This is a genomic window from Rhizobium sp. B21/90 (genome assembly GCF_019355815.1).
Classification (GTDB): Bacteria; Pseudomonadota; Alphaproteobacteria; order Rhizobiales; family Rhizobiaceae; genus Rhizobium; species Rhizobium rhododendri.
This window is the reverse complement of sequence record NZ_CP072162.1, coordinates 2,771,634-2,794,447: the sequence shown is the minus strand read 5'-3', so window position 1 is coordinate 2,794,447 and position 22,814 is coordinate 2,771,634. Positions and strand designations below refer to the sequence as shown.

General features: G+C 60.8%; 29 protein-coding genes. 13 read left to right on the top strand and 16 right to left on the bottom strand.

The annotated features are described in order from the left end of the window. The first annotated feature begins 32 nt into the window (after positions 1 to 32). From acpS to recO, 7 genes are all read left to right on the top strand, one after another. Entirely contained in the window at positions 33 to 437 is a 405-nt protein-coding gene (gene acpS, locus J5278_RS13470; protein ID WP_209183297.1) for a holo-ACP synthase, read from the top strand. 114 nt (positions 438 to 551) lie between these two features. Beyond that, the gene (gene lepB, locus J5278_RS13465; protein WP_209183298.1) at positions 552 to 1,295 is read left to right on the top strand and encodes a signal peptidase I; all 744 of its coding nucleotides are present in this window, start codon (positions 552 to 554) and stop codon (positions 1,293 to 1,295) included. Beyond that, on the top strand, positions 1,292 to 2,011 hold the full coding sequence (gene rnc / locus J5278_RS13460) for a ribonuclease III (RefSeq protein ID WP_142829767.1): 720 nt from the start codon (positions 1,292 to 1,294) through the stop codon (positions 2,009 to 2,011). Before lepB ends, rnc begins: the two co-directional genes overlap by 4 nt. A gap of 8 nt (positions 2,012 to 2,019) precedes the next feature. After that, positions 2,020 to 2,967, top strand: a complete 948-nt coding sequence (gene era, locus J5278_RS13455; protein ID WP_111220408.1) for a GTPase Era — start codon at positions 2,020 to 2,022, stop codon at positions 2,965 to 2,967. A gap of 77 nt (positions 2,968 to 3,044) precedes the next feature. Continuing rightward, positions 3,045 to 3,797 carry a Crp/Fnr family transcriptional regulator gene (locus tag J5278_RS13450; protein WP_142829764.1) on the top strand — a complete coding sequence of 251 codons (753 nt, stop codon included), beginning with the start codon at positions 3,045 to 3,047 and terminating at the stop codon, positions 3,795 to 3,797. Between the two features lie 231 nt (positions 3,798 to 4,028). Further along, on the top strand, positions 4,029 to 4,397 hold the full coding sequence (locus J5278_RS13445; RefSeq protein WP_374108578.1) for a response regulator: 369 nt from the start codon (positions 4,029 to 4,031) through the stop codon (positions 4,395 to 4,397). Between the two features lie 67 nt (positions 4,398 to 4,464). After that, positions 4,465 to 5,244, top strand: coding sequence for a DNA repair protein RecO (recO, locus tag J5278_RS13440; RefSeq protein WP_209183299.1), 780 nt, complete (start codon positions 4,465 to 4,467; stop codon positions 5,242 to 5,244). A gap of 19 nt (positions 5,245 to 5,263) precedes the next feature. On the opposite strand, the gene J5278_RS13435 is transcribed toward recO, so the two are convergent. Then, entirely contained in the window at positions 5,264 to 6,106 is an 843-nt protein-coding gene (locus J5278_RS13435) for an MOSC domain-containing protein (RefSeq protein WP_219258277.1), read from the bottom strand. Positions 6,107 to 6,114: 8 nt separating this feature from the next. After that, the gene (locus J5278_RS13430; RefSeq protein ID WP_209183301.1) at positions 6,115 to 6,768 is read right to left on the bottom strand and encodes an HD domain-containing protein; all 654 of its coding nucleotides are present in this window, start codon (positions 6,766 to 6,768) and stop codon (positions 6,115 to 6,117) included. A 300-nt stretch (positions 6,769 to 7,068) separates the two neighbouring features. Here J5278_RS13430 and J5278_RS13425 point away from each other — a divergent pair, with 300 nt between their 5' ends. Together J5278_RS13425 and J5278_RS13420 are read left to right on the top strand one after the other, a co-directional pair. Next, positions 7,069 to 7,404 (top strand): hypothetical protein, encoded by a 336-nt coding sequence (locus J5278_RS13425; protein WP_209183302.1) that lies wholly within the window; start codon positions 7,069 to 7,071, stop codon positions 7,402 to 7,404. A 260-nt stretch (positions 7,405 to 7,664) separates the two neighbouring features. Further along, entirely contained in the window at positions 7,665 to 7,871 is a 207-nt protein-coding gene (locus J5278_RS13420; RefSeq protein ID WP_209183303.1) for a hypothetical protein, read from the top strand. A gap of 28 nt (positions 7,872 to 7,899) precedes the next feature. Here the strand turns inward: J5278_RS13420 and J5278_RS13415 are convergent, their stop codons facing one another. From J5278_RS13415 to J5278_RS13380, 8 genes are all read right to left on the bottom strand, one after another. After that, entirely contained in the window at positions 7,900 to 8,706 is an 807-nt protein-coding gene (locus J5278_RS13415; RefSeq protein ID WP_142829754.1) for a mechanosensitive ion channel family protein, read from the bottom strand. Between the two features lie 59 nt (positions 8,707 to 8,765). Next, entirely contained in the window at positions 8,766 to 9,290 is a 525-nt protein-coding gene (locus tag J5278_RS13410; protein WP_209183304.1) for a tyrosine phosphatase family protein, read from the bottom strand. After that, a complete protein-coding gene (locus tag J5278_RS13405; RefSeq protein WP_209183305.1) occupies positions 9,287 to 9,907 on the bottom strand; it encodes an HD family hydrolase in 621 nt (206 codons plus the stop codon). Before J5278_RS13405 ends, J5278_RS13410 begins: the two co-directional genes overlap by 4 nt. Beyond that, positions 9,904 to 10,743, bottom strand: coding sequence for a folate-binding protein YgfZ (locus tag J5278_RS13400; RefSeq protein WP_209183306.1), 840 nt, complete (start codon positions 10,741 to 10,743; stop codon positions 9,904 to 9,906). Before J5278_RS13400 ends, J5278_RS13405 begins: the two co-directional genes overlap by 4 nt. 78 nt (positions 10,744 to 10,821) lie before the next feature. Then, on the bottom strand, positions 10,822 to 11,571 hold the full coding sequence (locus J5278_RS13395; protein WP_209183307.1) for a hypothetical protein: 750 nt from the start codon (positions 11,569 to 11,571) through the stop codon (positions 10,822 to 10,824). A gap of 16 nt (positions 11,572 to 11,587) precedes the next feature. After that, positions 11,588 to 11,845: a hypothetical protein gene (locus J5278_RS13390; RefSeq protein WP_142829924.1), complete on the bottom strand. Its 258-nt coding sequence runs from the start codon at positions 11,843 to 11,845 to the stop codon at positions 11,588 to 11,590. A 110-nt stretch (positions 11,846 to 11,955) separates the two neighbouring features. Beyond that, positions 11,956 to 12,381, bottom strand: a complete 426-nt coding sequence (locus tag J5278_RS13385) for a TIGR02301 family protein (RefSeq protein ID WP_209183308.1) — start codon at positions 12,379 to 12,381, stop codon at positions 11,956 to 11,958. A gap of 59 nt (positions 12,382 to 12,440) precedes the next feature. Continuing rightward, positions 12,441 to 12,857 (bottom strand): NUDIX hydrolase, encoded by a 417-nt coding sequence (locus tag J5278_RS13380; protein ID WP_209183309.1) that lies wholly within the window; start codon positions 12,855 to 12,857, stop codon positions 12,441 to 12,443. A 133-nt stretch (positions 12,858 to 12,990) separates the two neighbouring features. On the opposite strand from J5278_RS13380, the gene J5278_RS13375 reads away from it, so the two are divergent. From J5278_RS13375 to J5278_RS13365, 3 genes are read left to right on the top strand one after another with little or no spacing between them, the layout of a single operon-like run. Beyond that, positions 12,991 to 13,311 carry a YnfA family protein gene (locus J5278_RS13375; RefSeq protein WP_209184086.1) on the top strand — a complete coding sequence of 107 codons (321 nt, stop codon included), beginning with the start codon at positions 12,991 to 12,993 and terminating at the stop codon, positions 13,309 to 13,311. 42 nt (positions 13,312 to 13,353) lie between these two features. Then, positions 13,354 to 14,118: an SOS response-associated peptidase gene (locus J5278_RS13370; RefSeq protein ID WP_209183310.1), complete on the top strand. Its 765-nt coding sequence runs from the start codon at positions 13,354 to 13,356 to the stop codon at positions 14,116 to 14,118. A 35-nt stretch (positions 14,119 to 14,153) separates the two neighbouring features. Beyond that, on the top strand, positions 14,154 to 14,771 hold the full coding sequence (locus J5278_RS13365; RefSeq protein WP_209184087.1) for a LysE/ArgO family amino acid transporter: 618 nt from the start codon (positions 14,154 to 14,156) through the stop codon (positions 14,769 to 14,771). Here the strand turns inward: J5278_RS13365 and J5278_RS13360 are convergent. The 5 genes from J5278_RS13360 to J5278_RS13340 form a co-directional block, all read right to left on the bottom strand. Then, positions 14,768 to 14,908 carry a hypothetical protein gene (locus J5278_RS13360; RefSeq protein ID WP_162854772.1) on the bottom strand — a complete coding sequence of 47 codons (141 nt, stop codon included), beginning with the start codon at positions 14,906 to 14,908 and terminating at the stop codon, positions 14,768 to 14,770. The genes J5278_RS13365 and J5278_RS13360 overlap by 4 nt on opposite strands. A 252-nt stretch (positions 14,909 to 15,160) precedes the next feature. Next, entirely contained in the window at positions 15,161 to 16,021 is an 861-nt protein-coding gene (gene pssA, locus J5278_RS13355) for a CDP-diacylglycerol--serine O-phosphatidyltransferase (protein ID WP_111220425.1), read from the bottom strand. Positions 16,022 to 16,042: 21 nt separating this feature from the next. Continuing rightward, positions 16,043 to 16,741, bottom strand: coding sequence for a phosphatidylserine decarboxylase (locus tag J5278_RS13350; protein WP_209187378.1), 699 nt, complete (start codon positions 16,739 to 16,741; stop codon positions 16,043 to 16,045). 112 nt (positions 16,742 to 16,853) lie between these two features. Further along, positions 16,854 to 18,740, bottom strand: coding sequence for an ABC transporter ATP-binding protein/permease (locus J5278_RS13345; RefSeq protein WP_209183312.1), 1,887 nt, complete (start codon positions 18,738 to 18,740; stop codon positions 16,854 to 16,856). 230 nt (positions 18,741 to 18,970) lie between these two features. Next, positions 18,971 to 21,034 carry a LysM peptidoglycan-binding domain-containing protein gene (locus tag J5278_RS13340; RefSeq protein WP_209183313.1) on the bottom strand — a complete coding sequence of 688 codons (2,064 nt, stop codon included), beginning with the start codon at positions 21,032 to 21,034 and terminating at the stop codon, positions 18,971 to 18,973. Positions 21,035 to 21,187: 153 nt separating this feature from the next. Between J5278_RS13340 and J5278_RS13335 the strand changes: the two genes are divergently transcribed. Then, entirely contained in the window at positions 21,188 to 21,811 is a 624-nt protein-coding gene (locus tag J5278_RS13335; RefSeq protein ID WP_209183314.1) for a TIGR00730 family Rossman fold protein, read from the top strand. A 13-nt stretch (positions 21,812 to 21,824) separates the two neighbouring features. Here J5278_RS13335 and rarD read toward each other — a convergent pair whose 3' ends face one another. Then, positions 21,825 to 22,736, bottom strand: a complete 912-nt coding sequence (gene rarD / locus J5278_RS13330) for an EamA family transporter RarD (protein WP_209183315.1) — start codon at positions 22,734 to 22,736, stop codon at positions 21,825 to 21,827. Positions 22,737 to 22,814: the final 78 nt, after the last annotated feature.

The window sequence follows — 22,814 nt, the reverse complement described above, 5'->3', positions numbered from 1 at the left end:
CGCAATGTATCGCGTCTACCAGGAGATCCGGCATGATCATCGGCATCGGCAGTGATTTGATCGACATCCGTCGGGTCGAAAAATCGATCGAGCGCTTCGGCGAGCGTTTCACCGGACGTTGCTTTACCGCCCTCGAGCGCCAGAAATCCGACAGCCGCAAGAACCGCGCGGCGTCGTACGCCAAACGTTTCGCGGCCAAGGAGGCCTGCTCGAAGGCTCTTGGCACGGGGCTTGCCCAGGGCGTCTTTTGGCGCGACATGGGCGTCGTCAATCTCCCGAGCGGCAAGCCGACCATGCAATTGACGGGTGGAGCTGCCGATCGCCTTGCCGCGATGATGCCGGCTGGCCACAAGCCCGTCATTCACCTGACCATTACCGACGACTTTCCGCTGGCTCAAGCCTTTGTGATCATCGAGGCTGTGCCCGCGACATCCTGATGCCTTGCTTCAGTCGCTTTTCATGCGGGTGGCATTGCAGCAGTGATATGAAGCGGCTAGAGAGTGCCTGACAGTCAATTGCGCCGGTGGGGTGCAAAAAAGGAATAAGACTTCGTGTCCGAGAAAGCCGTAAAGCAGCCGAATGCCCTGTGGGAAAACGTCAAAGTCATCGTTCAGGCATTGCTCCTGGCAATGGTGATCCGGACGGTGCTTTTCCAGCCCTTCACCATCCCGTCCGGCTCGATGATGCCGACGCTGCTGGTTGGCGATTATATCTTCGTCAACAAGTTCGCCTATGGCTATTCGAAGTACTCCTTGCCGTTCTCGCCCAACCTCTTCAGCGGGCGGATCTTTGCAAGCGAGCCGAAGCGCGGCGATGTCGTCGTCTTCCGGTTCCCGCCAAATCCCGAGATCGATTACATCAAGCGCCTTGTCGGCCTGCCGGGCGACCGCATCCAGGTCAAGGACGATCTTCTCTATATCAACGGCCAGGCCGTACCGCGCGCCCCGGACGGCAGCTTCACGTCGGATTACAAGCAGGATCCGGGCGAAGACGTCCCGGTGTTTCGCGAAACCTTCGAGAATGGCAAGACCTTCGACACGCTCGATCAGTCGCCTGTGTCGCGTGGCGACAACACGCAGGAGTTCGTCGTTCCGCCAGGCCACTATTTCATGATGGGCGACAACCGCGACAACTCGCTGGATAGCCGTTTCGACGTTGGATACGTGCCGGCTGAAAACCTTGTCGGTCGCGCAAGCGTCATCTTCTTCTCGCTGGGCAACGACACTTCGTTCCGCGAAATCTGGAAGTGGCCGAGCAACATGCGCTGGAACCGTATCTTCAAGGTCGTGCAATGACCAAGCTACAGGCACTTTCGTCGGCCGACCGTGCCAGACTTGAGGCAGCGATTGGCCACGAATTTGCCGAAAAGGAACGCCTCGACCGCGCGCTGACGCATGCCAGCGCGCGCACGGAAAAAGGTGCCAACTACGAGCGCCTCGAATTCCTCGGGGATCGCGTGCTCGGGCTTTGTATCGCAGAACTGCTGTTCAGCACCTTCGGCAAGGCGGACGAGGGGGAACTCTCGGTTCGCCTCAATCAGCTTGTCAGCGCCGAAACCTGTGCGCAGGTGGCCGACGAGATGGAGTTGCATCTCTTCATTCGCACCGGTGCCGACGTCAAGAAAACGACGGGCAAGCGGATGCTCAACGTCCGCGCCGACGTCGTCGAAAGCCTGATTGCCGCGCTCTATCTCGAGGGTGGCCTGGAGGTGGCGCGGAAGTTCATTTTGCGCTATTGGGAGGGGCGGGCCATTCGCGCCGATGGCTCCCGGCGCGATGCCAAGACAGAATTGCAGGAATGGGCCCACGCAAAGTTTGCCGTCAGTCCGGTTTACCGGATTGAAGACCGAAGCGGACCGGATCATGATCCCCGCTTCACGGTGACGGTGGAGGTGGCGGGAACAAAGCCTGAGACTGGGACAGATCGCTCCAAGCGCGCCGCCGAACAGGTGGCCGCGACCAAGATTCTGGAGCGCGAAGGCGTATGGCAGAGTTCGTCTGCCGGAAAATGACGGAAAAAATGACCGATACTGAAGACACAAGCGCTGTTGACGGCGTGGCCGTAGCCGATGAACGCCCGACACGCTCGGGCTTCGTCGCCCTGATCGGACCGACAAACGCCGGCAAGTCGACCCTCGTCAACCGCTTTGTCGGGGCGAAGGTGTCGATCGTCAGCCACAAGGTGCAGACGACGCGCGCCATCGTGCGCGGTATCGCAATCCACGACCGCACCCAGATTGTCTTCATGGACACGCCCGGCATCTTCAAGCCGCGCCGCCGGCTGGACCGCGCCATGGTGACGTCTGCCTGGGGCGGCGCCAAGGATGCCGACCTGATCATGCTGCTGATCGACAGCGAGCGCGGTCTTCGCGGCGATGGCGATGCCATCCTCGAAGGCCTGAAAAACGTCTATCAGCCGAAGATCCTGGTGCTGAACAAGATCGACCAGGTCAAGCATGAAGACCTGCTGGCGCTGGCGCTGGCTGCCAACGAAAAGATCCCCTTCACCCAGACCTTCATGATCTCGGCCGAAAAGGGCCACGGTTGCGAGGATGTCATGGACTATCTGGCAAAGACATTGCCGGAAGGTCCTTGGTACTATCCGGAAGACCAGATTTCCGATCTGCCGATCCGTCAGCTGGCCGCTGAAATTACCCGCGAAAAGCTGTTCCTTCGCCTGCACCAGGAGCTTCCCTATTCCTCGCATGTCGAGACGGAGAAGTGGGAAGAGCGCAAGGATGGTTCGGTGCGCATCGAGCAGGTGATCTACGTCGAGCGCGACAGCCAGAAGAAGATTGCACTCGGCAAGGGCGGCGAAACGATCAAGGCTATCTCGAGCGCATCCCGCAAGGAACTCGGCGAAATCCTGGAGCAGACGGTTCATCTCTTCCTGTTCGTCAAGGTCCGTGAAAACTGGGGCGACGATCCGGCCAGGTTCCGAGAAATGGGGCTGGATTTCCCGAAGTGACCCTCACTTTGGTACTCCACCCACAGGCTTCCTAACGGCGGGTCCGGACGGTCTCGCAGCAAGTTGCAAAGTCAGCTATGAGCAAGACCGCCAATACGAATGATACCCGGACCCCATGCGAGCTTTGCCCGCTGAGGGCGAAGCCGAGTTTTCGGGAGTTCGATGCCGACGAGCTCGATTTCGTCTCGCATTTCAAGCGTGGCGAACTCGCCGTCGATGCTGGCGCGACAATCCTCGTCGAGGGTTCGCACAGCGCCCACCTTTTCACCGTGCTTTCCGGCTGGGCCTTTCGCTACAAGGTCCTGGAAGACGGTCGCCGCCAAATCCTTAATTATGTCATGCCCGGTGACCTTCTAGGTCTGCAGGGAACGATCATGGGCGAGATGCAGCACTCTGTGGAGGCACTTTCGCCGGTGACGCTCTGTGTGTTCGAGCGCGACAAACTGATGACGCTGTATAACAGGCATCCATCACTGGCATACGACCTGACATGGATCGCGGCACAGGAGGAGCGCATCCTCGATGAGCACCTGCTCAGCATCGGCCGGCGTTCGGCGCTGGAAAGGGCGGCCTATTTGCTGGCCTATCTGCATCAGCGTGTAAGTGCCATCGAGCTGTTCAGCGGCAGGACTGTGCTGCCTGTCACCCAGCAGCATATTGCCGACACTCTGGGTCTTTCGATTGTTCACACCAACAAAACGCTGAAGAAACTCGCCGAGCGCAAATTGATTCGCTGGCAGGAGCGCGGTTGCGACGTGCTGGACGGGCAAGGATTGGCCGATCTGGCGGAATGGAGCGGGATAAGCGGAGGTAAACGCCCATTCATTTGATATCCGAATGAAAATACATGTCTTTTTTAAATGCTTAACCGCAGGAAACAGCATAGGTAGAGCGGGTCGTTAATTATAGGCGTTTGCACAACTATGGTAAGATGGCCCGAAACGACTACAATAGAGGGAAGGCAAATGCCTTCCATCGACATGGCTGCGCGGAACGCCGGAGACCAAGATGAGACTTCTACTGGCAGACTGCGCTTCGCACCGGCCTTCTTGGCAAGAAAGATGCCAATGATTCCGCAGCGCGTTCTCGTTCTCGAAGACAATCTTATCATTGCGATGGAAGCGGAGGAAATCCTTCGTGAAATTGGCTCGACCAAGGTCGAGCTGGCGTCGAACCTCGACGAAGCTTTGGCAGCGATTAACCTCGGCCAATATGATCTGGCTCTCCTCGACGTCAATCTTGGCGAAGCGATGAGTTTCAATTTTGCACGGCTCCTGACGGAGCGCGGCATCCCCTTCGGTTTCGTCAGCGGATACTCCGATACGCAGGAGTTCCCGGATGACCTGCAGGATGCGCCACTGCTGGTGAAGCCGTTCGACGAACGGGCCATGCTGCAGTTCCTGGCCAAGATGTTTCCGGCCACCGTCTGAAGCGGTTCTCGTGACAGCCTGCCTGCTTTCCACTAGACTTGCGTCTTCATAGGGACGAGTGCGTCGGATGCAGTGGCAGGACCAAGCCATCATTTTGGGTATCAAGCGCCTTGGCGAATCGAGTGTGATCGCCGAGATGATGACCCATGGCCATGGTCGACATCTGGGGCTCGTCCGCTCCGGCCGCTCGCGGTCGATGCAGCCTGTGCTGCAGGCCGGGAACCAGGTCGAAGTCACCTGGCGCGCGCGGCTGGACGAGCATCTCGGCGAATTCCGCGTCGAGCCAGTGCGTCTCCGCGCAGCCCGGCTGATGGAAACGGCGACGGCGGTCTACGGGGTCCAGGCAATGGCAGCACTTCTTCGGCTGCTGCCCGAGCGCGACCCCCATCCTCACCTCTACAACGCGCTCGACGTCATTCTGGAGAACCTGCATGATCCCGCCGATGCCGGCGAGCTTTTCGTGCGCTTTGAATTGGCCGTCCTCAACGACCTCGGCTTTGGCCTCGATCTGGCGGAATGCGCTGCGACCGGCGTGAGGGAAGACCTCGTCTACGTTTCTCCGAAGTCGGGCAGGGCCGTCAGCCGGGCTGCAGGTGCTCCCTGGGCAGACAAGATGCTGGCGCTTCCGGCCTTTCTGGCTGTCGGCAACGGCAAGGCGGCGGACGGGGAAAGTCTGGCCGCTGCGTTTCGCTTGAGCGGCTTCTTCCTCCATCGCCACGTCTACGAGCCGCGGGGCATCGATATCGGCGCAACCCGCCACGGTTTCGTCCAGTCGGCACTGAAGGCGCTGGACAGGGCAGCAGCAGCAGCTGAGCTTGAAGAATCCCCCCAAGCGGTGCCGCTTTAGACCGGTGCGCCACTCACCGTCATTTGAACGCCCAGCCTTCGCTGCGCTCTTCGATGATCTTCACGAGGTTGCCGACCTCGATCATGCCTTCGCCACGGGGCACGGTATTCCAGCCGAACAGCGGGCCGGGGACGCGCCGGTCTGCAGACATCCTGAGGCGTCCCATGGAAGGCATCGGGTTGGCGACGTCGCGAGAGCCGGTGAGTTGATCCTGGGTGGTCATGATGCAGCGGGCGCAGGGTTTGACGAGATCCATCCTAATGCCGTTGATCTCGATCGCCGCCCACCGATCCTCCTGCCACGGCTCTGGACAATCGATGACGATATTTGGGCGAAAGCGATCCATTCCGACGGGCGACGAGCCATGGGTGGCAAGGTCCTCGTTCAGAGCGGACAGCGAGCCGGTTGTCGTCACCAGGATCTGGAAGCCATCGGCAAAGGTCACAGGCGCTGCACTGCCGACCCAGGCTTCCTCCGCGAGGCGTTCCGATGCGTCGTCAAAAATCGCGAGTTGCACCTCTCGGCCGAGCCAGCCGGATAGTGCCCGGTTGGTTGCCTCGTCGGCGACAGCAGCACTGACGATCGATTTCCAGATGTCCACGTCGAGACGCGCGACCGGGCTGGGGCGCTGGACAACGATATCGCTCTTTCCCTCCATACGCAGGAGGAGTGATCCACTACTAATCTCTACGGTGATCCGGGCCAGCAGCGGCAGTTCGCGCTGGGTGATCGCTTTTCCGTCGGGAGCCACTACCATGGCGCGCCGGTCGCCGACGAGGCCGAAGGCATCGACCGCCGAGGCCTGCAACGCAATACCGCGTGCGCTCTTCACGGGGTAGATAAACAGGTCGCTGATACGCATGCTGCCTCTCAGATTTCATCGATGAACATGGAAAGCACTGTTTTCAGACGTTCGTGCCGCGCCTTGGCCATGGCCGCCCCGGTCTTCGTCTGGAACTGATCGGCCAGTTTGAACAGCTTTGTCTCGAAGTGGTCAATCGCAAAGCGCTTGTCGTCGAGCGGTCGCTGGGTGGCCAGAGGATCGAGGGGATCGTAGAGACCGGAGCCAAGACGTCCGGCGATGTAGAAGCACCGGGCCGCACCGACCATGCCGATTGCGTCCAGCCGGTCGGCATCCTGCAATATTCTCGCCTCCAGCGTCTGCGGCGGCAGGTTAGCGGAAAAGCTGTGGGTGGTGATGGCGTGCGCCACTGCTGCAATGTCGTCAGGTGACCATCCCATGCCCGCAAGGACGCCTGACGCCTTGTCTGCCGCAAGCGCCGAAGCCTGATGACGCATCGGCGAATCTTTCTCGACCGAGACACAATCGTGCAGCAGGACAGCCGCCGTCAGGATGCGCCCGTCACCGCCATCCACCGAGCGGATATGCATGGCGTTTTTGAACACCCGGAGGATATGAGCGATGTCATGGGAGCCATCGTCGCTATCCGTTGCATGGGCCACGAGAGAGGATGCCAGTGCACCGAAAGGAGAAAAGGCTTCCGACAGCAGGGTATCACGCATCGCCGTTCCTATCGTTCATGAAGAATCGGCCTCGTTGGACCGGGCCCGATCCTAGCTGATCGGGGGCGGGAGACGATACCCGTTATCCACGGGCGCCATTGTTTGCAATTGCCATCTCGCCTTCTTCCGATTGCAGAATCACACCGGTAGCGTCGCGTGGGTAGAAATCACTATGGTTAATGACCATTAACTTTTTGTTTTGACCCGGAGCGCAAATCGGTTTACTTCTTAATAAATGATTTAAATTGTACTGCGTCTAACCGACGTCGCATGAGGCGGCACCTTCCCTAGGAGGTCCCTATGTCCCATGTATCAGTATCAACATCTTCCTATCCCTACCGTGGAACTCTTCTCCGCCTCGATACCAATGGCGACGGGCTGTTGAGCCGTGAAGAAATTGCGGCAGATCAGCGCCCCGGCATCATGGCTGCCAATGTCGACGAGCAGCCGAGCGTTAGTACCAGCAGCAGCGCGCTGGTCAGTCTGGTCGCAAAGCTGATGCAGATCCCGACCGATGGAAATGGCGCTCCCCTGATGGGCGGTGCTGCGGATGTAGATTCCGAAAGCGATGCGCAACCAACCGATATCTATCGCAACACTTATGGCCAGTATGCCCTGGACGACATGGCGGCCTGACCAACTTTCCTGACGATGCCGCCGCGACTGGCAGGTGTCGCCACTTATTTAACGATTTCGATTTGCGTGTACCTACGCGTTTTATAGCCGGCAGACATTGTTGGCCCAATTTACATACCGGCGATGATCGCCTGGTTTTCCAGCCCCACCCGTCTTGAGCAGTTGTGATTGCGAAGGCTCTTCATACGCCGCAACCGAACCGACGTGCGCCAATGCGCCGAAGGAAGGGTCCATTTATGTCCGCTACGGAGACCACGGCAATGTTGAAAACAGTTCAGTTTCCGCAAGGAATACATATTCTTGGATCGCAGGCCGCTTCTGCGCCCGGCACGGAGATCGGGAGCAGGGTCAGGCACGACGCACTCGAGGACTATCTAGCCGAGATGCAGGCCGAAATGTCTGCCTACACGGACCTGGCCGCACCCTATGAGTTCGGCCGTTCTTTACCCGTCAATAGCGCCGTATAACTTGCGTCCCGATCGCGACAAGCGAGCATCAGGAAATCTCGATCTCCCTGGCATCGAGTGACGCCTTGGTTTTGCGCATCATCTCGCGCGTCGTGGTGCTCCAGCCGCCGGTGCTGACCCAGTATTGCAACGTCACACTGATCGTTCCGCCGAGGCTGTTGACATAGGCAGTCGGCGCGGGCGTTTTCTCCACGTTGGGATCGCTTTCCGCTATCTCCATCAGCGTCGCCAGCACCGCATCGATGTCGCCTTTCGAACTGACGCCGATGGTGATCTTGTGCTTGCGGCTGGGCTCGCGGCTGAAATTGGTGATCGGCGTGTTCCAGAGCGTCGAATTCGGGGCCAGTCGGTAAAGGCCTTCCGCCGTCCTTAGCTCCGTGGCGAACAGCCCGATTTCCTTGACCGTGCCGGTGACGCTTCCCGTCTCAATATACTCGCCGACCCGAAATGGCCGCAGCACCAGCAGCATGATGCCGGCAGCTATATTCTGAAGCGTACCCTGCAGCGCCAACCCGACGGCAAGCCCCGCAGCCCCGAGAGTGGCAATGATCGATGCCGTCTGCACGCCGAACTGGCCGAGCACGGTGACGAACACCAGAATGAGCAAGCCATAATAAAGGACATTGGTGAAAAAGCGCGCCAGTGTTTCATCGATGCCGTGGACGCGTGAAATGCCGGCGAATGCCCAGCGGCTGACGAAGCCGGCCAGGACCCAGCCGGAGATCAGCAGGATGAGCGCTCCCATGATCGAAAACGTATATTGAACGGCCAGCGCACTCGCCTGCGTCAACGCAGTCCGTGTAGCGACGATAAGGTTCGCTGCCTGATTTTCCATGATGATAGACCAGCCTTTTCTGCAATGTCGGGCGGTAGATGGAGCAATTGCCGGCCCGGTCAACCAGCCGGGTCGAGCGGCAAGACGAAAGGCATGTTGCCGTCGCTGTCCGCGCCACGCCCGGCAGCCTTGACCGCTGCGACCAGTCTGCCCTGCCGTCCCAGCAACTGATCGCCAAACGCCACTAGTCTTGAATTCGGCGTTGCCTGCGGTGATGCGCGGCGAAGGCGAGCGACGAGGGCGACATCGTCTACATCGGGATCGATTGCCAGTGCTGCGATCAGCGCTGCTGCCGGCGAACGGGAAACACCCATCCAGCAGTGGATCAGCAACGGGGCGGAGCGGTCCCAGCTTCGCGCAAAGGCGATGATCTGCTCGACATGGGCTTCCTGCGGTGCGACCAGCTTGTCATTGCCGGCAAAAGTGATGTCGTTCATGCCGAGCAGCAAATGGCGGTCGGCCGAGATCACAGCGGGCCGGTGAAAGCTGTGCTGCTCGGCCATCAGGCTTATCATCTCGCGGGCTGCGTGGCGCACAGCCATCTCGGCAATGCGCTCGAGCGGTGAAACGATAATGGCGCTCATCGTGCGAAACCTGCGGCTCTGCGTCTTTCCGCCTCCAGCGCCTCAAACCGGGCGAGGAACAGCGCTTGCGCCTCTATGGCGGGCAGGGGATCGATCGGCAGCATCTCCTGGACGATGTCGCGCGGCTGGCCGAAGAATTTCCTCGCCTCGACAGGTGTGAAACCGGCGAGAACGGTCGCTTCGAAATAGGCGGCGATGGTGTCCGCCTTCTTGATGTTGTCCTTGAGCAACCGCGACGGATGGGCGGGCAGGCCGAAGCGCAGGTGGATGGCGGCTTCGAGCCGCTTTTCCACGGCCTTGTAGCCGCCGCCGACCACTGCCTTGAACGGCGAAATCATGTCGCCGATGACATATTCCGGCGCGTCGTGCAGCAGGGCCACCAGCAGGTCATCAGCTGTACTCGGCACGATCCGCCGCAGAATATCCTCGACGACGAGACAATGCTGTGCGACCGAAAATGCGTTGCTGCCGGACGTCTGGCCGTTCCAGCGGGCGACGCGCGCCAGCCCGTGGGCAATATCTCCGATTTCGACATCGAGCGGCGAGGGATCGAGCAAATCGAGGCGACGCCCCGACAGCATGCGCTGCCACGCACGCGGTTCTTTCGTCGGTGTCACGCCGTGGCCTCGTCGGCCTTGCTTGGGAACGAAAGCCCGGACCAGGCGGGCAGGGCCAATGCCACAGGAAGTTCGCCGGCAAGGATCGGCGTGTCGCTCGCCATGGCTTCTCCCGCCCTGTCGATGCGAACTATGGCAAGGCCTCTGTTGGCAGAGACAGAACCCAATGTGCCGATCGGCTTCCCACCGGCAAGAAGGACGGTTCCGGTTTCCGGGAGATCAGAGTCGGCCGAGACCAGCACCAGCCGCTTGCGGGCGGTGCCGCGATGCTGCATGCGCGACACCACCTCCTGGCCGACGTAGCAACCCTTCCGGAAAGAGAGCCCGCCATTCAGATCCATCAGGACATCGTGGGGAAAGGCGTCCTGCAACGAAAAGTCGATACCGGAGGAGGGAACGCCCGCAGCAATCCGCGCGGCGTCGTAGATGGCGACGGGATCGTCGCCATGGGCGCCGGGAAGGCGTTGGAGTGCAACGCCGGCCTTCGCAAAGCGGCTGTCGGCATATCCGCCGTTGCCAGCGTCGCCCCAGCTGACGGTCACGCCCTGCTCGTCGGAAGCCGTAATCTCGACCGCCGCCCTAAGTCGGTACATCGAAAGCCGCTTCAGCAACGCTTCGCCCTGGACGCTGTCCGTCTCGACGACAAAGCCGTCACCGTCGCGCCAGATCATGAAATCGAACATGATCTTGCCCTGTGGTGTCAGCAACGCTCCCGGACGCGCTTCGTCTGCGGCAAGGGCGCCGAGATCGGTGGTAATCAGGTTTTGCAGGAATGATTCGGCGTCCGCGCCGATGATGCGCAGCAGTGAGCGGTCATTGAGAAATACGGCTGGCATGGGCAATCCGTCACGTTTGTGCTGAGGCCTGAAAGTAGGCGTGACGGGAGACGATCGCAAGTTCCCGCCGCTGGCAGGCTATTCGCTGGCCGAGAAGAACTTCCACTTGCCGTCTGGCGTAATGCCGACCCGGTAGAAATTGTAGCCACCGAATTCTAGCATGTCGGAGTAGTCGCCGGCCGTGACGATCCGCATCAGGTCGACCTTTTCAGGCGCCGTCAGCGTCTTGATGTCTTTTCCGGCGAAGTACGGCCAGACATACATTTCATTCGGCGTTCCCTGGCCGACATGCGCAAAGCCGGTCGACAGCAGGTCGAGAAGGATCGACATCACCTCGATACCGTCCTTGTCGCCGGAGAGGTCGTGAAGGGACTTGATCGGGTCTTCGCCCGGATCGTCAGCCGTTACCTGCGTCTGGTTAAGACCGCCGCCGACATTCATCAGCGGGCGCAGGCGTTCCGGATCGCCGGAGGCGGCGGCCTCGACGATGGCCTCGCGCAATTTGCGCACCGCGTCAGGCGCCTTGTTGATATCAAAGAGGAATTCGACAGATTTGGTTGGAGTGCCGCTCGCTGGCGCACTGTCGCCTGTGCTCGGCGCGGCCTGGCTGTTCACCAGCGGGTCAGGCATGGGGATGCCCTTGCTGGGTGCTTCCAATGCCTGCAGGACGGGATTATCGCGTGGTGTAGCAGGAGCTTGCTTCACAGCATCGTTAAGGAGCGAAAATGCAAAGGCGGGTGCGGCCGGCATGGCGCTTGCTGCCAGAAGCGTCGCAGCCATCACGGAGGTGACAGACTGTCGCAGAACATCGCCCATGGCACGCGGCATAAAAGATCTCTTGAGGTTATTGCAGGGAACGGATCGGCGAGAACTCGCCCGACAACATGCGTTCACGGAGCGATTCGAGCAAGGCCTCGGCACCCTGTTCGCCCTGAAGGCGTATGGTCTCGCGCAAGGCATGGGCGATGGCGGCGCCGGCAATGATTTCCGGTTCGATACCGTCGGCTACACCGTCCGCCCAGGCTTCGTTCTGATATTCCAGAGCCGCCTGCATCTTCTCATGGACGATCATGTCGTCGATGTCGTTGAGGCTTGGTTCCATCATTTTCTTTAATCCTCGAGAACGCCCGGTGTACTTACTGCCCGGTTAACAAGTTTAACAGCCTTTTCCTAAAACGACACGGGTCGCTATGGAAAGAGGTTAATAAAGCGTCAATTTCCGAACCGCGCAGTTATTTCGCCAGCGAGTGTTGCACCTTCGTTACGGTACTGCTGTTCGGCGGTCATAGCCTGTGGCGTGCAATCCGTATAGACGGAAGCGAAAGATCTATAGCCACGGTTGAATGCAGCGGTCATTCGTTCCTTCCTTTTCGGCTCGTGCTTCGTCTCCGTGTCCAACAGTTTTTGCATGGCTTCGCGCCAATCTTGCGGCTCTGTTGGCGCACACAGGTGACGGAGATAGGTCACCGAGCCCAGAATTTCACCCAGCCGAAGTAGCTTATCGTCGTAGGGCGCTGGGGTCCCCGCATCTGCCGGCGGCGGATCCGGTACAGGCTCTGCCTTGGGCGACGCCGCCTCAGCCTGGATGGCGCACAGCGATAGCAACAGCGAGATGACGATGACAGGCCGGGGAATCATCGTGCCAGTTGACAGGCTGCGGAGGGTGCGAGCAAGTGGTCTGGCCGCTTCTCCCGCAATTAATGCGTTTGCGACAGCTTCTCGACACATTCGAGAACGCTCTGTGGCACCGGCAATGCCCTGATCTCGTCGAGCGTGAACCAGCCGACTTCAGCCGCATCGTCGGCGGCAGTGGCAACCGCATCCTCGTCGGCGTCTACCAGAAATACGGACAGAATAAAGTGGCTGTCTGCACTGCCGTCCTTGCCAGGATGGCGAAGATCGTAGGTCGCAAAGGGCCGGGGATTGCTGACGGCAATACCGGTCTCCTCCTCGAACTCGCGCAAAGCCGTCTCGGCCGGTGTCTCGCCGGCCTCCGCCCGCCCACCCGGAAAGGCATACATGTCCTTGGACGGAGGATTGCGGCGCAGCACGAGCAAAAACCGTCCGTCGCGCTCGAGGATCGCGGAGGATGCAGGCTGTGGAGTTGGGGTCATGGGGCACCCTAAACTGTTGAAGCAATTGCTCTCAACATCGCATGCTGCAGATTATTCATCTAGCTTTGACGACACCTTCGCAGCAATGCCATATCCTAAACCAAAAGATAATTGGCGGCATGGGTTGCGAATGATCACGTACGGGCTTTACGCATTGGCAGCGCTAGCGGAGATTGCCGGCTGCTTTGCCTTCTGGGGCTGGATGCGGCTGGGCAAGACGCTCTGGTGGTTGGCTCCCGGCATGCTGTCGCTGGCGATGTTTGCCTGGCTTTTGACACTCGTGCCGAGCGAGGCGGCCGGTCGCACGTTTGCCGCCTATGGCGGCATCTATATCGTTGCGTCGGTGCTGTGGCTCTGGCTGGTCGAGGGCCGGGCGCCTGACCGTTGGGATATTTCCGGTGCCGTGGTTTGCCTGGCGGGAACGTTGCTGATCCTGTTTGGCCCGCGCGGCTAGCGTGGCCTTGACCGGACCTGCGGTGAATGCAAGACAGATCTCATGTGTGGCCGATTTGCGTTGAAAGCGACGCCCGAAGAGGTGCGGGAATTGCTCGGGCTCCTGGAACTCGAGAGCTTTCCCGCGCGCTTCAACATTGCCCCGACCCAGCCGATCCTCGTGGTCGTTTCCGGGGAACGCCAGGATGCGGGCAGCAACCTCCCGGATCGTCGTGCCCTGCTCGTGCGCTGGGGGCTGACGCCCTCCTGGGTCAAGGATCCCAAGGCTTTTCCCCTGCTGCTCAATGCCCGTGCCGAATCGGCAATCGAAAAGGCCTCGTTCCGCGCCGCCATGCGCCATCGCCGCGTGCTGATACCCGCCTCCGGCTTTTATGAGTGGCACAGGCCCGACAAGGAGAGTGGCGAGAAGTCGCAACCCTACTGGATACGCCCACGCAACGGCGGCGTCGTGGTCTTTGCCGGATTGATGGAAACCTGGTCGTCGGCCGATGGCTCCGAAGTCGATACCGGGGCCATCCTGACCACGACCGCCAACGGAACGATTTCGCCGATCCATGACCGCATGCCCGTCGTCATCAAGCCCGAGGATTTCGCGCGATGGCTGGATTGCCGGACGCAGGAGCCGCGCGAGGTCGCAGATCTGATGGTGCCGGCCGACGAAGACCTGTTCGAGGCCATCGCCGTCTCCGATCTCGTCAACAAGGTTTCCAACATGGGCCCGGAGTTGCAAACGCCGATTGAAGTGCAGCCGCGCCTGAAGCCGGCGCGCAAACATGACCCGGGAGACGACCAGTTGCGCCTGTTCTGACGTGCCCTTGTCATTTTGTGGAATTCCCGATGCCAATTCTCTCTGCCGCTTTCTCCGGCGCCCTGCTAGGTGCCTCGCTGATCATCGCCATCGGCTCCCAGAACGCCTTCATCCTGCGCCAGGGGCTGCTGCGGTCGCATGTCTTCGTGCTTTGCCTGATCTGCGCGCTGTCTGATGCGTTGCTGATTGCCGCCGGCGTGGCAGGGTTGGGGACCGTAGTGGCCCAGTCGCCGCGGTTGATAGCCTTCGTGACCATCGGTGGCGCCGTGTTCCTCGGCACCTATGGCGTGCTGGCCTTTCGCCGTGCATGGCGGCCGCAGGCGATGCGCGCCGCCGGTGGCAACGGGCTGACCCTGCCGGCAGCAGTTGCGACCTGCCTGGCATTCACCTTTCTCAATCCGCACGTCTATCTGGATACGGTGCTGCTGCTGGGAAGCCTTTCCGCGGCCTATGAGGGAACGTCGCGGTTCGCCTATGGCGCAGGTGCCGCTGCGGCTTCTTTCGTCTGGTTCTTTGGGCTGGGCTACGGCGCGCGCTTGCTGCAGCCGGTTTTTGCCAAACCCGCCGCCTGGCGGGTCCTCGATGCAATCATCGGTGTCGTGATGAGCCTGCTTGCCCTCAGCCTGCTCTATAAATTCTATGCCGGCGCTTAAGCGATCTTCTTGGAGGTAGCCGACTTGCCCTTCAGCATCAGATGGGCGGCAGTCACGGCCTTGAGGCCGATCGGGCGGTAGAGCGATGCGAGGTCTGTCTTGGCCGGTTGTGTCGTACTTGTGTTGACGGTGCTCATTAGGATCTCCTTCCCAGGTGGTTGTAATGCTTTCTCTTTCACGGCCAATCGTGACGAATCGGAGGCGGTGCCGATCAGCTTTTGTGAACGTGCAGCATAATCCGCGAGCCTGACGCGAGGCCTGATTCGCGAATGCCGCATCAATGAGGAGGGAGATGGCACGCCAATGCGGGCCGCCGGACAGGCTGAGCAGCCGTCAGTATCTTCAGGCGGCATGGCGAGAGGGGGCGCCGATGCTGTCAGCTGGAGGTGTCAGATATGCCGGCCGATATCGTCGTTGGCGTCATCGACATCGGGGTCTGCAGGGCCGTTGATGGTGTAGGTGCCATATTTGCGCTGCCAGGAGCGGGCGCCAAGCGGTAGAGACAGGAGGTAGCCGGCCACGGTTACCACCATCACCTCCCAGGTGTAGCTCATCAGCAGTGCCACATAGACGACGACTCCGAGCATGATCGGAAGCACCAAGTCGCGGCGGATACGGCTGCCTTCGCTCTTGCCCGACCAGACGGGCAGGCGGCTCACCAGGAGGAAGCCGATGATGACGGTATAGGCTGAGGCAATGTAGCCGAATGTCTTGTCGGGCATGATGCCGAGGAAGCCGAGATAGACGGGTGCAAGCACCAGCATCGCACCCGCCGGTGCCGGGACACCAACGAAGTATTCGGATTGCCACGGGGCCTTGTTGTCGCGCTCGGCCATCACATTGAAGCGCGCCAGCCGCAGCCCGGCAGCGATCGCATAGATGAGGGCCGCGATCCAGCCGAGAGAATGGGCCTGGTTCAGCACGTAGACATAAAGCACAAGAGCCGGCGCCACGCCGAAGTTGACGATATCGGCGAGCGAATCCATCTGCGCACCGAATTTGGACGTCGCCCGCATCATCCGCGCAACCCGGCCGTCGACCCCATCGAGAAACGCTGCAACCAGAACCATCGCGACAGACAGTTCGAAGCGCTCCTCGAAGGCGAGCCGCACCCCGGTCAGGCCGGCGCAGATCGCCAGCACGGTAATGAGGTTGGGCACCATCAGCCGCAGCGGGATCTCCCGCAGGCGCGGGCCGCGTGCTTCTTCGTTTTCGCCGAGCGGTTCCAGCTGAGGAAATGGCGTCTTCATGTCGCGATCTCCCGGTGACGCTTAATCGCGTCGGCTGGTGGTCGGGCCTTTCAGCGACCCGAATTCGGCAATGACTGTTTCGCCGGCAATCGCCGTCTGGCCGAGCGTCACGCGGGGCGAAAATCCGGCCGGCAGGAACACGTCGAGGCGCGAGCCGAAACGAATGAGGCCGATGCGCTCGCCAGCTTCGATAGGCTCGTTGGACTGGGCGAAGCAGAGGATACGACGCGCCACGAAGCCGGCAATTTGTACGACGCCGATCTGGCCGCGCACGGTATCGATGACCATGCCATTGCGTTCGTTCTCGTCGCTGGCCTTGTCGAGCTCGGCGTTGAGAAAGTTGCCCTTGCGATAGGCGATGTTGCTGATGCGGCCGCGCATCGGCGCGCGGTTCACATGGCAGTTGAAGACGTTCATGAAGATGGAGATGCGCAGCATCGGTTCGACACCGAGGTTCAACTCGGCCGGCGGCGTGATCATCACAACGCTCGATACCTTGCCGTCAGCCGGCGAGATCACGAGGTCCTCGTCCTGCGGCGTCAACCGCTCCGGATCGCGAAAGAAGTAGGCGCACCAGAGTGTCAGGATCAGGCCGATCCAGAAAAGCGGCTTGAAAAACCACCCGAGGACCAGCGATGCCACGAAGAAGGCGGCAACGAAGACGTAGCCCTCCTTGTGAACAGGGACGATCGTATTGCGGATGGTGTTGTACAAGCTCATCGATGGCGGCCTTCCGTTGTTAGCCCTGACGCTGACTACAGGCAAAACGGGCGGCAAGCAATGCCGCCGAGACCGCCGCCCCCAGCTGATCGCGCCGGCGGCTCGCTGCTGATCAGGTGGCTGGCGATAGACGCACCACGACGCCGAGGTCGTCGCTCTCGCGAACCTGCTTCAGATGTTCTTCCGCCTGTGTCGCTTCGCGCTGGCGGTTCCACATGGAGGCGTAGAGGCCGTTCTGCTCCAGCAGGCCGGCATGGGTGCCGCGCTCGGCAATCTCGCCGCTCTTGAGAACGATGATCTCGTCGGCACCGATGACGGTCGACAGGCGGTGGGCGATGACCAGCGTCGTGCGGTTTTTCGAAACGACGTCGAGCGCAGCCTGGATCTCCTGTTCGGTCGTCGTGTCGAGTGCCGAGGTCGCCTCGTCAAGGATCAGCACTGGCGGCGCCTTGAGAATGGTGCGTGCTATGGCCACACGCTGCTTCTCGCCGCCGGAGAGCTTCAGGCCGCGCTCGCCGACCTTGGTCTCGAAGCCATCGGGAAGCTGGTCGATGAAATGGCCGATCTGCGCCACTTCGGCAGCAGCCAGAACAGCAGCGTCGTCGGCGTCCGGGCGGCCGTAGCGGATGTTGTAGGCAATCGTGTCGTTGAAAAGCACCGTGTCCTGCGGCACCATGCCGATTGCCCTGCGCAGGCTTTTCTGGGTGACGCTGCGCACATCCTGGCCGTCGATGGTGATCGTGCCGCTCTGGACGTCGTAGAAGCGATACAGTAGCCGCGACAGCGTCGACTTGCCGGCGCCGGAGGGCCCGACCACCGCCACGGTCTTGCCGGCCGGCACCTCGAAGGAGATGCCTTTTAGGATAGGTCGCGCCGCGTCATAGGCGAAATGCACGTTGTTGAAGGCAATGGCGCCTTGGTGGATCGTCAGTTCGGTAGCCCCGGACGCGTCGGTGACCTCGGCCTGAACCTCGAGCAGATCGAACATCTCCTCGATGTCTGTCAGACCCTGGCGAATTTCGCGGTAGACGAAACCAATGAAATTGAGCGGCACCGAGAGCTGCAACAGCATCGAGTTGACGAACACGAAATCGCCGACCGTCTGCGTGTGGTTGAGCACGGCGAAGGCCGAAAAGATCAGCATTACGGTGGTGCCGAGACCGAAGATCACGCCTTGGCCGAAATTGAGCCAGCCAAGCGACGTCCAGACATCGGTCGCGGCCTTCTCGTAACGCGCCATCGACTTGTCGAAGCGCTTCGCCTCCATCTCCTCGTTGCCAAAATATTTGACTGTTTCGAAGTTCAGCAGAGAATCGATGGCCTTGGTGTTGGCGTCTGTGTCGCTGTCGTTCATCGTGCGGCGGATCGAGATGCGCCAGTCGCTGGCCCGCACTGTAAACCAGATGTAGATGGTAACGGTCACGGCTGTTATCGCGAGGTAGGAAAAGCCGTAGCCCCACCAGAAGATCGCAGCCGTCAGCAGGAACTCTACGAAAGTCGGGACCGTGTTGAGGATCGTAAAGCGAACGATCGTCTCGATGCCTTTGGTGCCGCGTTCGATGACCCGCGAAAGGCCGCCGGTCTTGCGCTCCAGGTGAAACCGCAGCGACAGCTGGTGCATGTGCACGAAGGTGCGGAACGCCAGCTGGCGCACGGCATGCTGGCCGACACTGGCAAAAAGCGCATCGCGCAGCTGGTTGAGGGCGAGCTGGATCAGCCGAGTGACATTGTAGGCAATGACGAGGGCAACGGCCCCCATCATGAAGTTCGGTACGATGCCGTTCAGGTCCATCTTGCCGTTCAGCGCGTCGATCGACCACTTGAAGAAATAGGGGACGAGCAGGAGCACGAACTTGGAGATCAGCAGGAAGACCGAAGCCCAGACGACGCGCATCTTGAGATCGGTGCGGCTGGCCGGCCACATGTAGGGCCACAGATTGAGGATAGTGCGGAACGGATTGCTGGCATCCGCCGAAATCGTCTTCTTGCCGTCTGCCATGCAACTCTCCCGCATCACCGGGGATCTGGAGTGCCGGTCAGATCCGGTCGATCACGCGGTGTAAAAATGCCGCTGGTCTGTATGGCTTCACAAGCCATGCCGGCCGGGGCATCCGGCGCACGCATATACTATTCGATAGCCGTTCGAAAAGTTTTATGATCACTTTAACGCGAAGGAGCGGGCGAAAATTCTACCCGGCCCATTCCCGACGCAAAACCAAGGCGATCAGCCTAGAGATGCTTGCCCGACATACGCTGGCGATGCAGCTCTTCCGAATTCGGCAAGGCGTCTTTTGGCAGCCCGAACACCTGGCCGGGCAGGATGCGGTCGGGATTGTGGATCTTGTCCTCGTTGGCAAGATAGATCGTCGTGTACCGCACGCCCAGTCCATAGGTTCGCCTGGAAATCTGCCAGAGCGTATCGCCCTGGCGGATGATGACGGCATTCTTGTTGACGGCAAGCGGTGCCTGTTCGTAGGTTTTGACGCCGGAAGTATCTGTTCCGGCGGTCGGAGCAGGTGCTGCAGCGACCGATCCTGCTGCAGGTTTCAGCAGCGGCGAGATCAGCTGGTCGAGACGGGCGATTACCGCGCCGACTGCCACGGGATCGCGCGGCAGCGGTTCCAGCAGGGCCAGTGCCTTGCCAGCGCCGTCGGATGCCATGGACGCGGCCTGTTTCAGGGCCGCGCTGGCATCGATGGCTGGGCGGAAATCGCGCAGCCCCTTCAGGGCAAACTCCGTGCCGGAGCGGGCAGCGGCTAGCTGTTCGTTGCCCGGCATCTGGCCACCCTGGAAAAGGCCCTTGAGCAGCGCAAAGGCACGTCCAAGATCGCTGCGCAGCTTGCCGAGCTGCCCCTCGTCGAGCGCTCCGGCAGGCGCCGGGTTAACAGCGGCGGCGGCCGGCGACTGGGCGGCAACTGTCAGCTGGCTTCCTTCCGGACGGTTGAAATTGACTGCCGTGCGCACGATGACCTTACCGTTGGCATCCAGGCCATCGACCCGGATCTTATGATCGCCGACCGCCAATGGCATGGCGCCGTCGATGACGAAATGGCCGTCGCCGCCGGCCGTGCTCTCGCCGATCTGCTTTTCGTCGGCATAGGCGCGGACCTTGAGATTTGCGCGCGTGGCACCGGCGACGAAAAGATGGTCGTTCTCGACCTCGACAGCGCTGATGACCAGTCCTGCATGATCGGTGGTCGCCGGTGGTGTGCCGGCATCGGCTGCCGTTGCGGCAGCATCGGCCTGCGCCGTTGCAGGTGCGGTGGTGGCATCAGGCGCTGCCGAAGGAGCCGGCGTCGCAGCCGACTTGGTGGCCGGTGCCGTGACACGCGGCTGCTTGGCTTCCGGAGCGGTCATGATGCGGCTTGCCTCGCCGGGCTTGGTGACCATCGCCAGCAGCTGCGAAGAGCCATCCTTCGGGATAGAGACCGTTGCTGTCTCCTCGGAGATGACGGATGTGCCGTCCTTGCCAGTCGATTTCAGGGTGATCTCGTGGTCGCCGGCGGGAAGTGGATTGTCGAGCACGGCAGCGAAATCGCCTCCCGGCCCGACTTCGGTCGAGTTGATCACCTTGTCGCCGTCGATGATGTCGAGCTTGGTGCCTGGCGCGGCACGGCCGGCGATGACAGTTGAGCCATCGGGCTCGACGCGCAACACGTCGAAGGCCGGCTTAATGGGGGCGGCCGGCGCCTGTGCCAGCGGTGTGGGATCGCCAAGCAGGACAGCGCGGGCACGGTCGATTGCGGCGACGGCATCGGCGATGTTTTCCGGAAGCGCCTTGATGACGGCCAGGGCCTTGCCGGCACCCTGATGCGACTTGTCGATCAGAGTTGCGGTCGCCGGATCTGCATTGTCGGGTTTCGCGACATCGACGATTGCCTGCAGGCTGTTGATTGTCTTGGTCTTTGCGGCATCGAATACGTCCTCCGTCGGGCCCTTGCCATCGGCAAACAGCGCCTTGAGTTCAGCAAGCGAGGTGGTAGCCTTGTCCTTGAGGGCGCCGATCATGACAGCGATGTCGACGGGCGCTGGCGAAGGTGCCGTTGCCGGTGCTGCCGACTTGGCAGCTCCCTCTGCAGCTGGCGCCGTCGCATCTGCGGTCTTTGCCGGTGTATCCGCCGGTTTCGCGGTATTGTCGGCAATGATGTTGCCCACCTGCGAGCTTGCCTGGTTGATGGCGTCGCCGATCGGCTTCTTGTCGCTGCCGATGCGCGGCAGCACGAAGAAGACCATCAGGATGGTCGCAATTACCAGCACCAACAAGGCCAGCAATCCGGCGCGGTTCTTCATCATCAAGGTCTCCAGGCGGCATCGTCGTCGCAGTTATAAAAATTGCTAACGATTTCCGCTGCTTTTACAAGCTTGCTCAGCTATTTCCGGGGAATGAGGCACAGGTTTTCCGTTAAATTTCTTGACTGGGCATCTGCTGCATTGTTGTTTGCAGGCATGAATCAAGAATCTTTGCCAATTCAATCCATCTGCGTCTATTGCGGCTCCCGCCCCGGACGTGACCCTGCCCACATGGAAGCCGGCCGCGCGCTGGGCAAGGCGATTGCCGAAAGCGGCCTTCGCCTCGTCTATGGTGGCGGCACAAAAGGCATCATGGGTGCCGTTGCCTCCGGCGTGCTGTCCAATGGCGGGCAGGTGACCGGGATCATCCCGGAATTCCTCGTCGACATGGAAGCGACGCGCCATTCGCTCGGCCAGCTCGACGAGCTGATCATCACCCCCGACATGCACACCCGCAAGCACCGGATGTTCGAGCGGGCAGATGCCTTCGTGGCATTGCCGGGCGGCATCGGGACACTCGAGGAAATCGTCGAGATCATGACCTGGGCGCAGCTTGGCCAGCACGAAAAGCCGATGGTCTTTGCCAATATCAACGGGTTCTGGGATCCGATGATGGAGCTGATCCGTCACATGACCGGCGAGGGTTTCGTCCACACCGCCCACAGGGTCCAGCCGATGGTCATCGATGCCGTCGCCGATATCGTCCCCGCGGTTCTCGCCCACGCCGCCGAGACGAAGGCCGGTCGGGCGGGCGACGAGAACGTGATTTCCAAGATGTAGACCGGTGGCGGGCTCAGCGCCCGCGGCTGGTTTTCAGCATCGACCACGTGTAGAGCACGAGCCCGGTCCAGATCAGCGGGAAAGCAATCATGCGGGCCGTGCCGAGCGGTTCATGGAAAACGAACACGGCCAGCAGGAAAACCATTGTCGGCACGATGTACTGCAGGATGCCGATCGTCGACAGGCGTAGCAACTTTGCGCCGTTGGCATAGATCATCAAGGGCAGGGCGGTGACGAGGCCGCAGCCGACCAGCAACATCGTATCGTTGGCGCCAGTGGCATAGAGATGGCCCTGGCCGATGCTTTCGAGATAGATGATGTAACCGAGCGCCGGCAGGCTGAGCAGCAGCACTTCAAGGAAAAATCCCTGGTTCGGCCCGACCGGCAGCGTCTTTCGGAAAAAGGCGTACAGCCCCCATGACAGCGTCAGCAGCAGCGCCACCCAGGGTGGGCGCCCGGCGTCCACCGCGAGGATGACTACCGCGATAGCGGCGAGCAGGATTGCGACCAGCTGCGGCACCGAGATCCTCTCCTTGAGCAGCAGCGCCCCGAGCGCGATGCTGAACAGCGGATTGATGAAATAGCCGAGTGCCGCATCCAGCGAGTGGCCATTGCCGATCGCCCAGACATAGGTCCCCCAGTTGATCGTCACAAGCAATGCCGTCATCGAGGCCAGCGCGATGGTCCGAGGGCTCCTGAGCGCCGCCTTCAGGTCGCCCGTCCGCCCGAGGAACAGCAGGACGGCGCCCGCCACAGGCACAGACCAGACGATGCGATGGGCGATGACCTCGGCTGCCGGGATATGGGCGAGCGCTTTCATGTAGAGCGGCAGTATTCCCCAGAACAGATAGGCCGCCAGCGCAAAGGCAAAACCGCGCGGACTGTCTTCGTTCTTCATCAGGGTAGCGGTTGCATCGGCAGACATCGGATGGTTCCATATTTTGTTGTTATGGTCCGATTAGCCGATGCGCCCGCACTTCACCAATTCATTTCCTTGACGGAC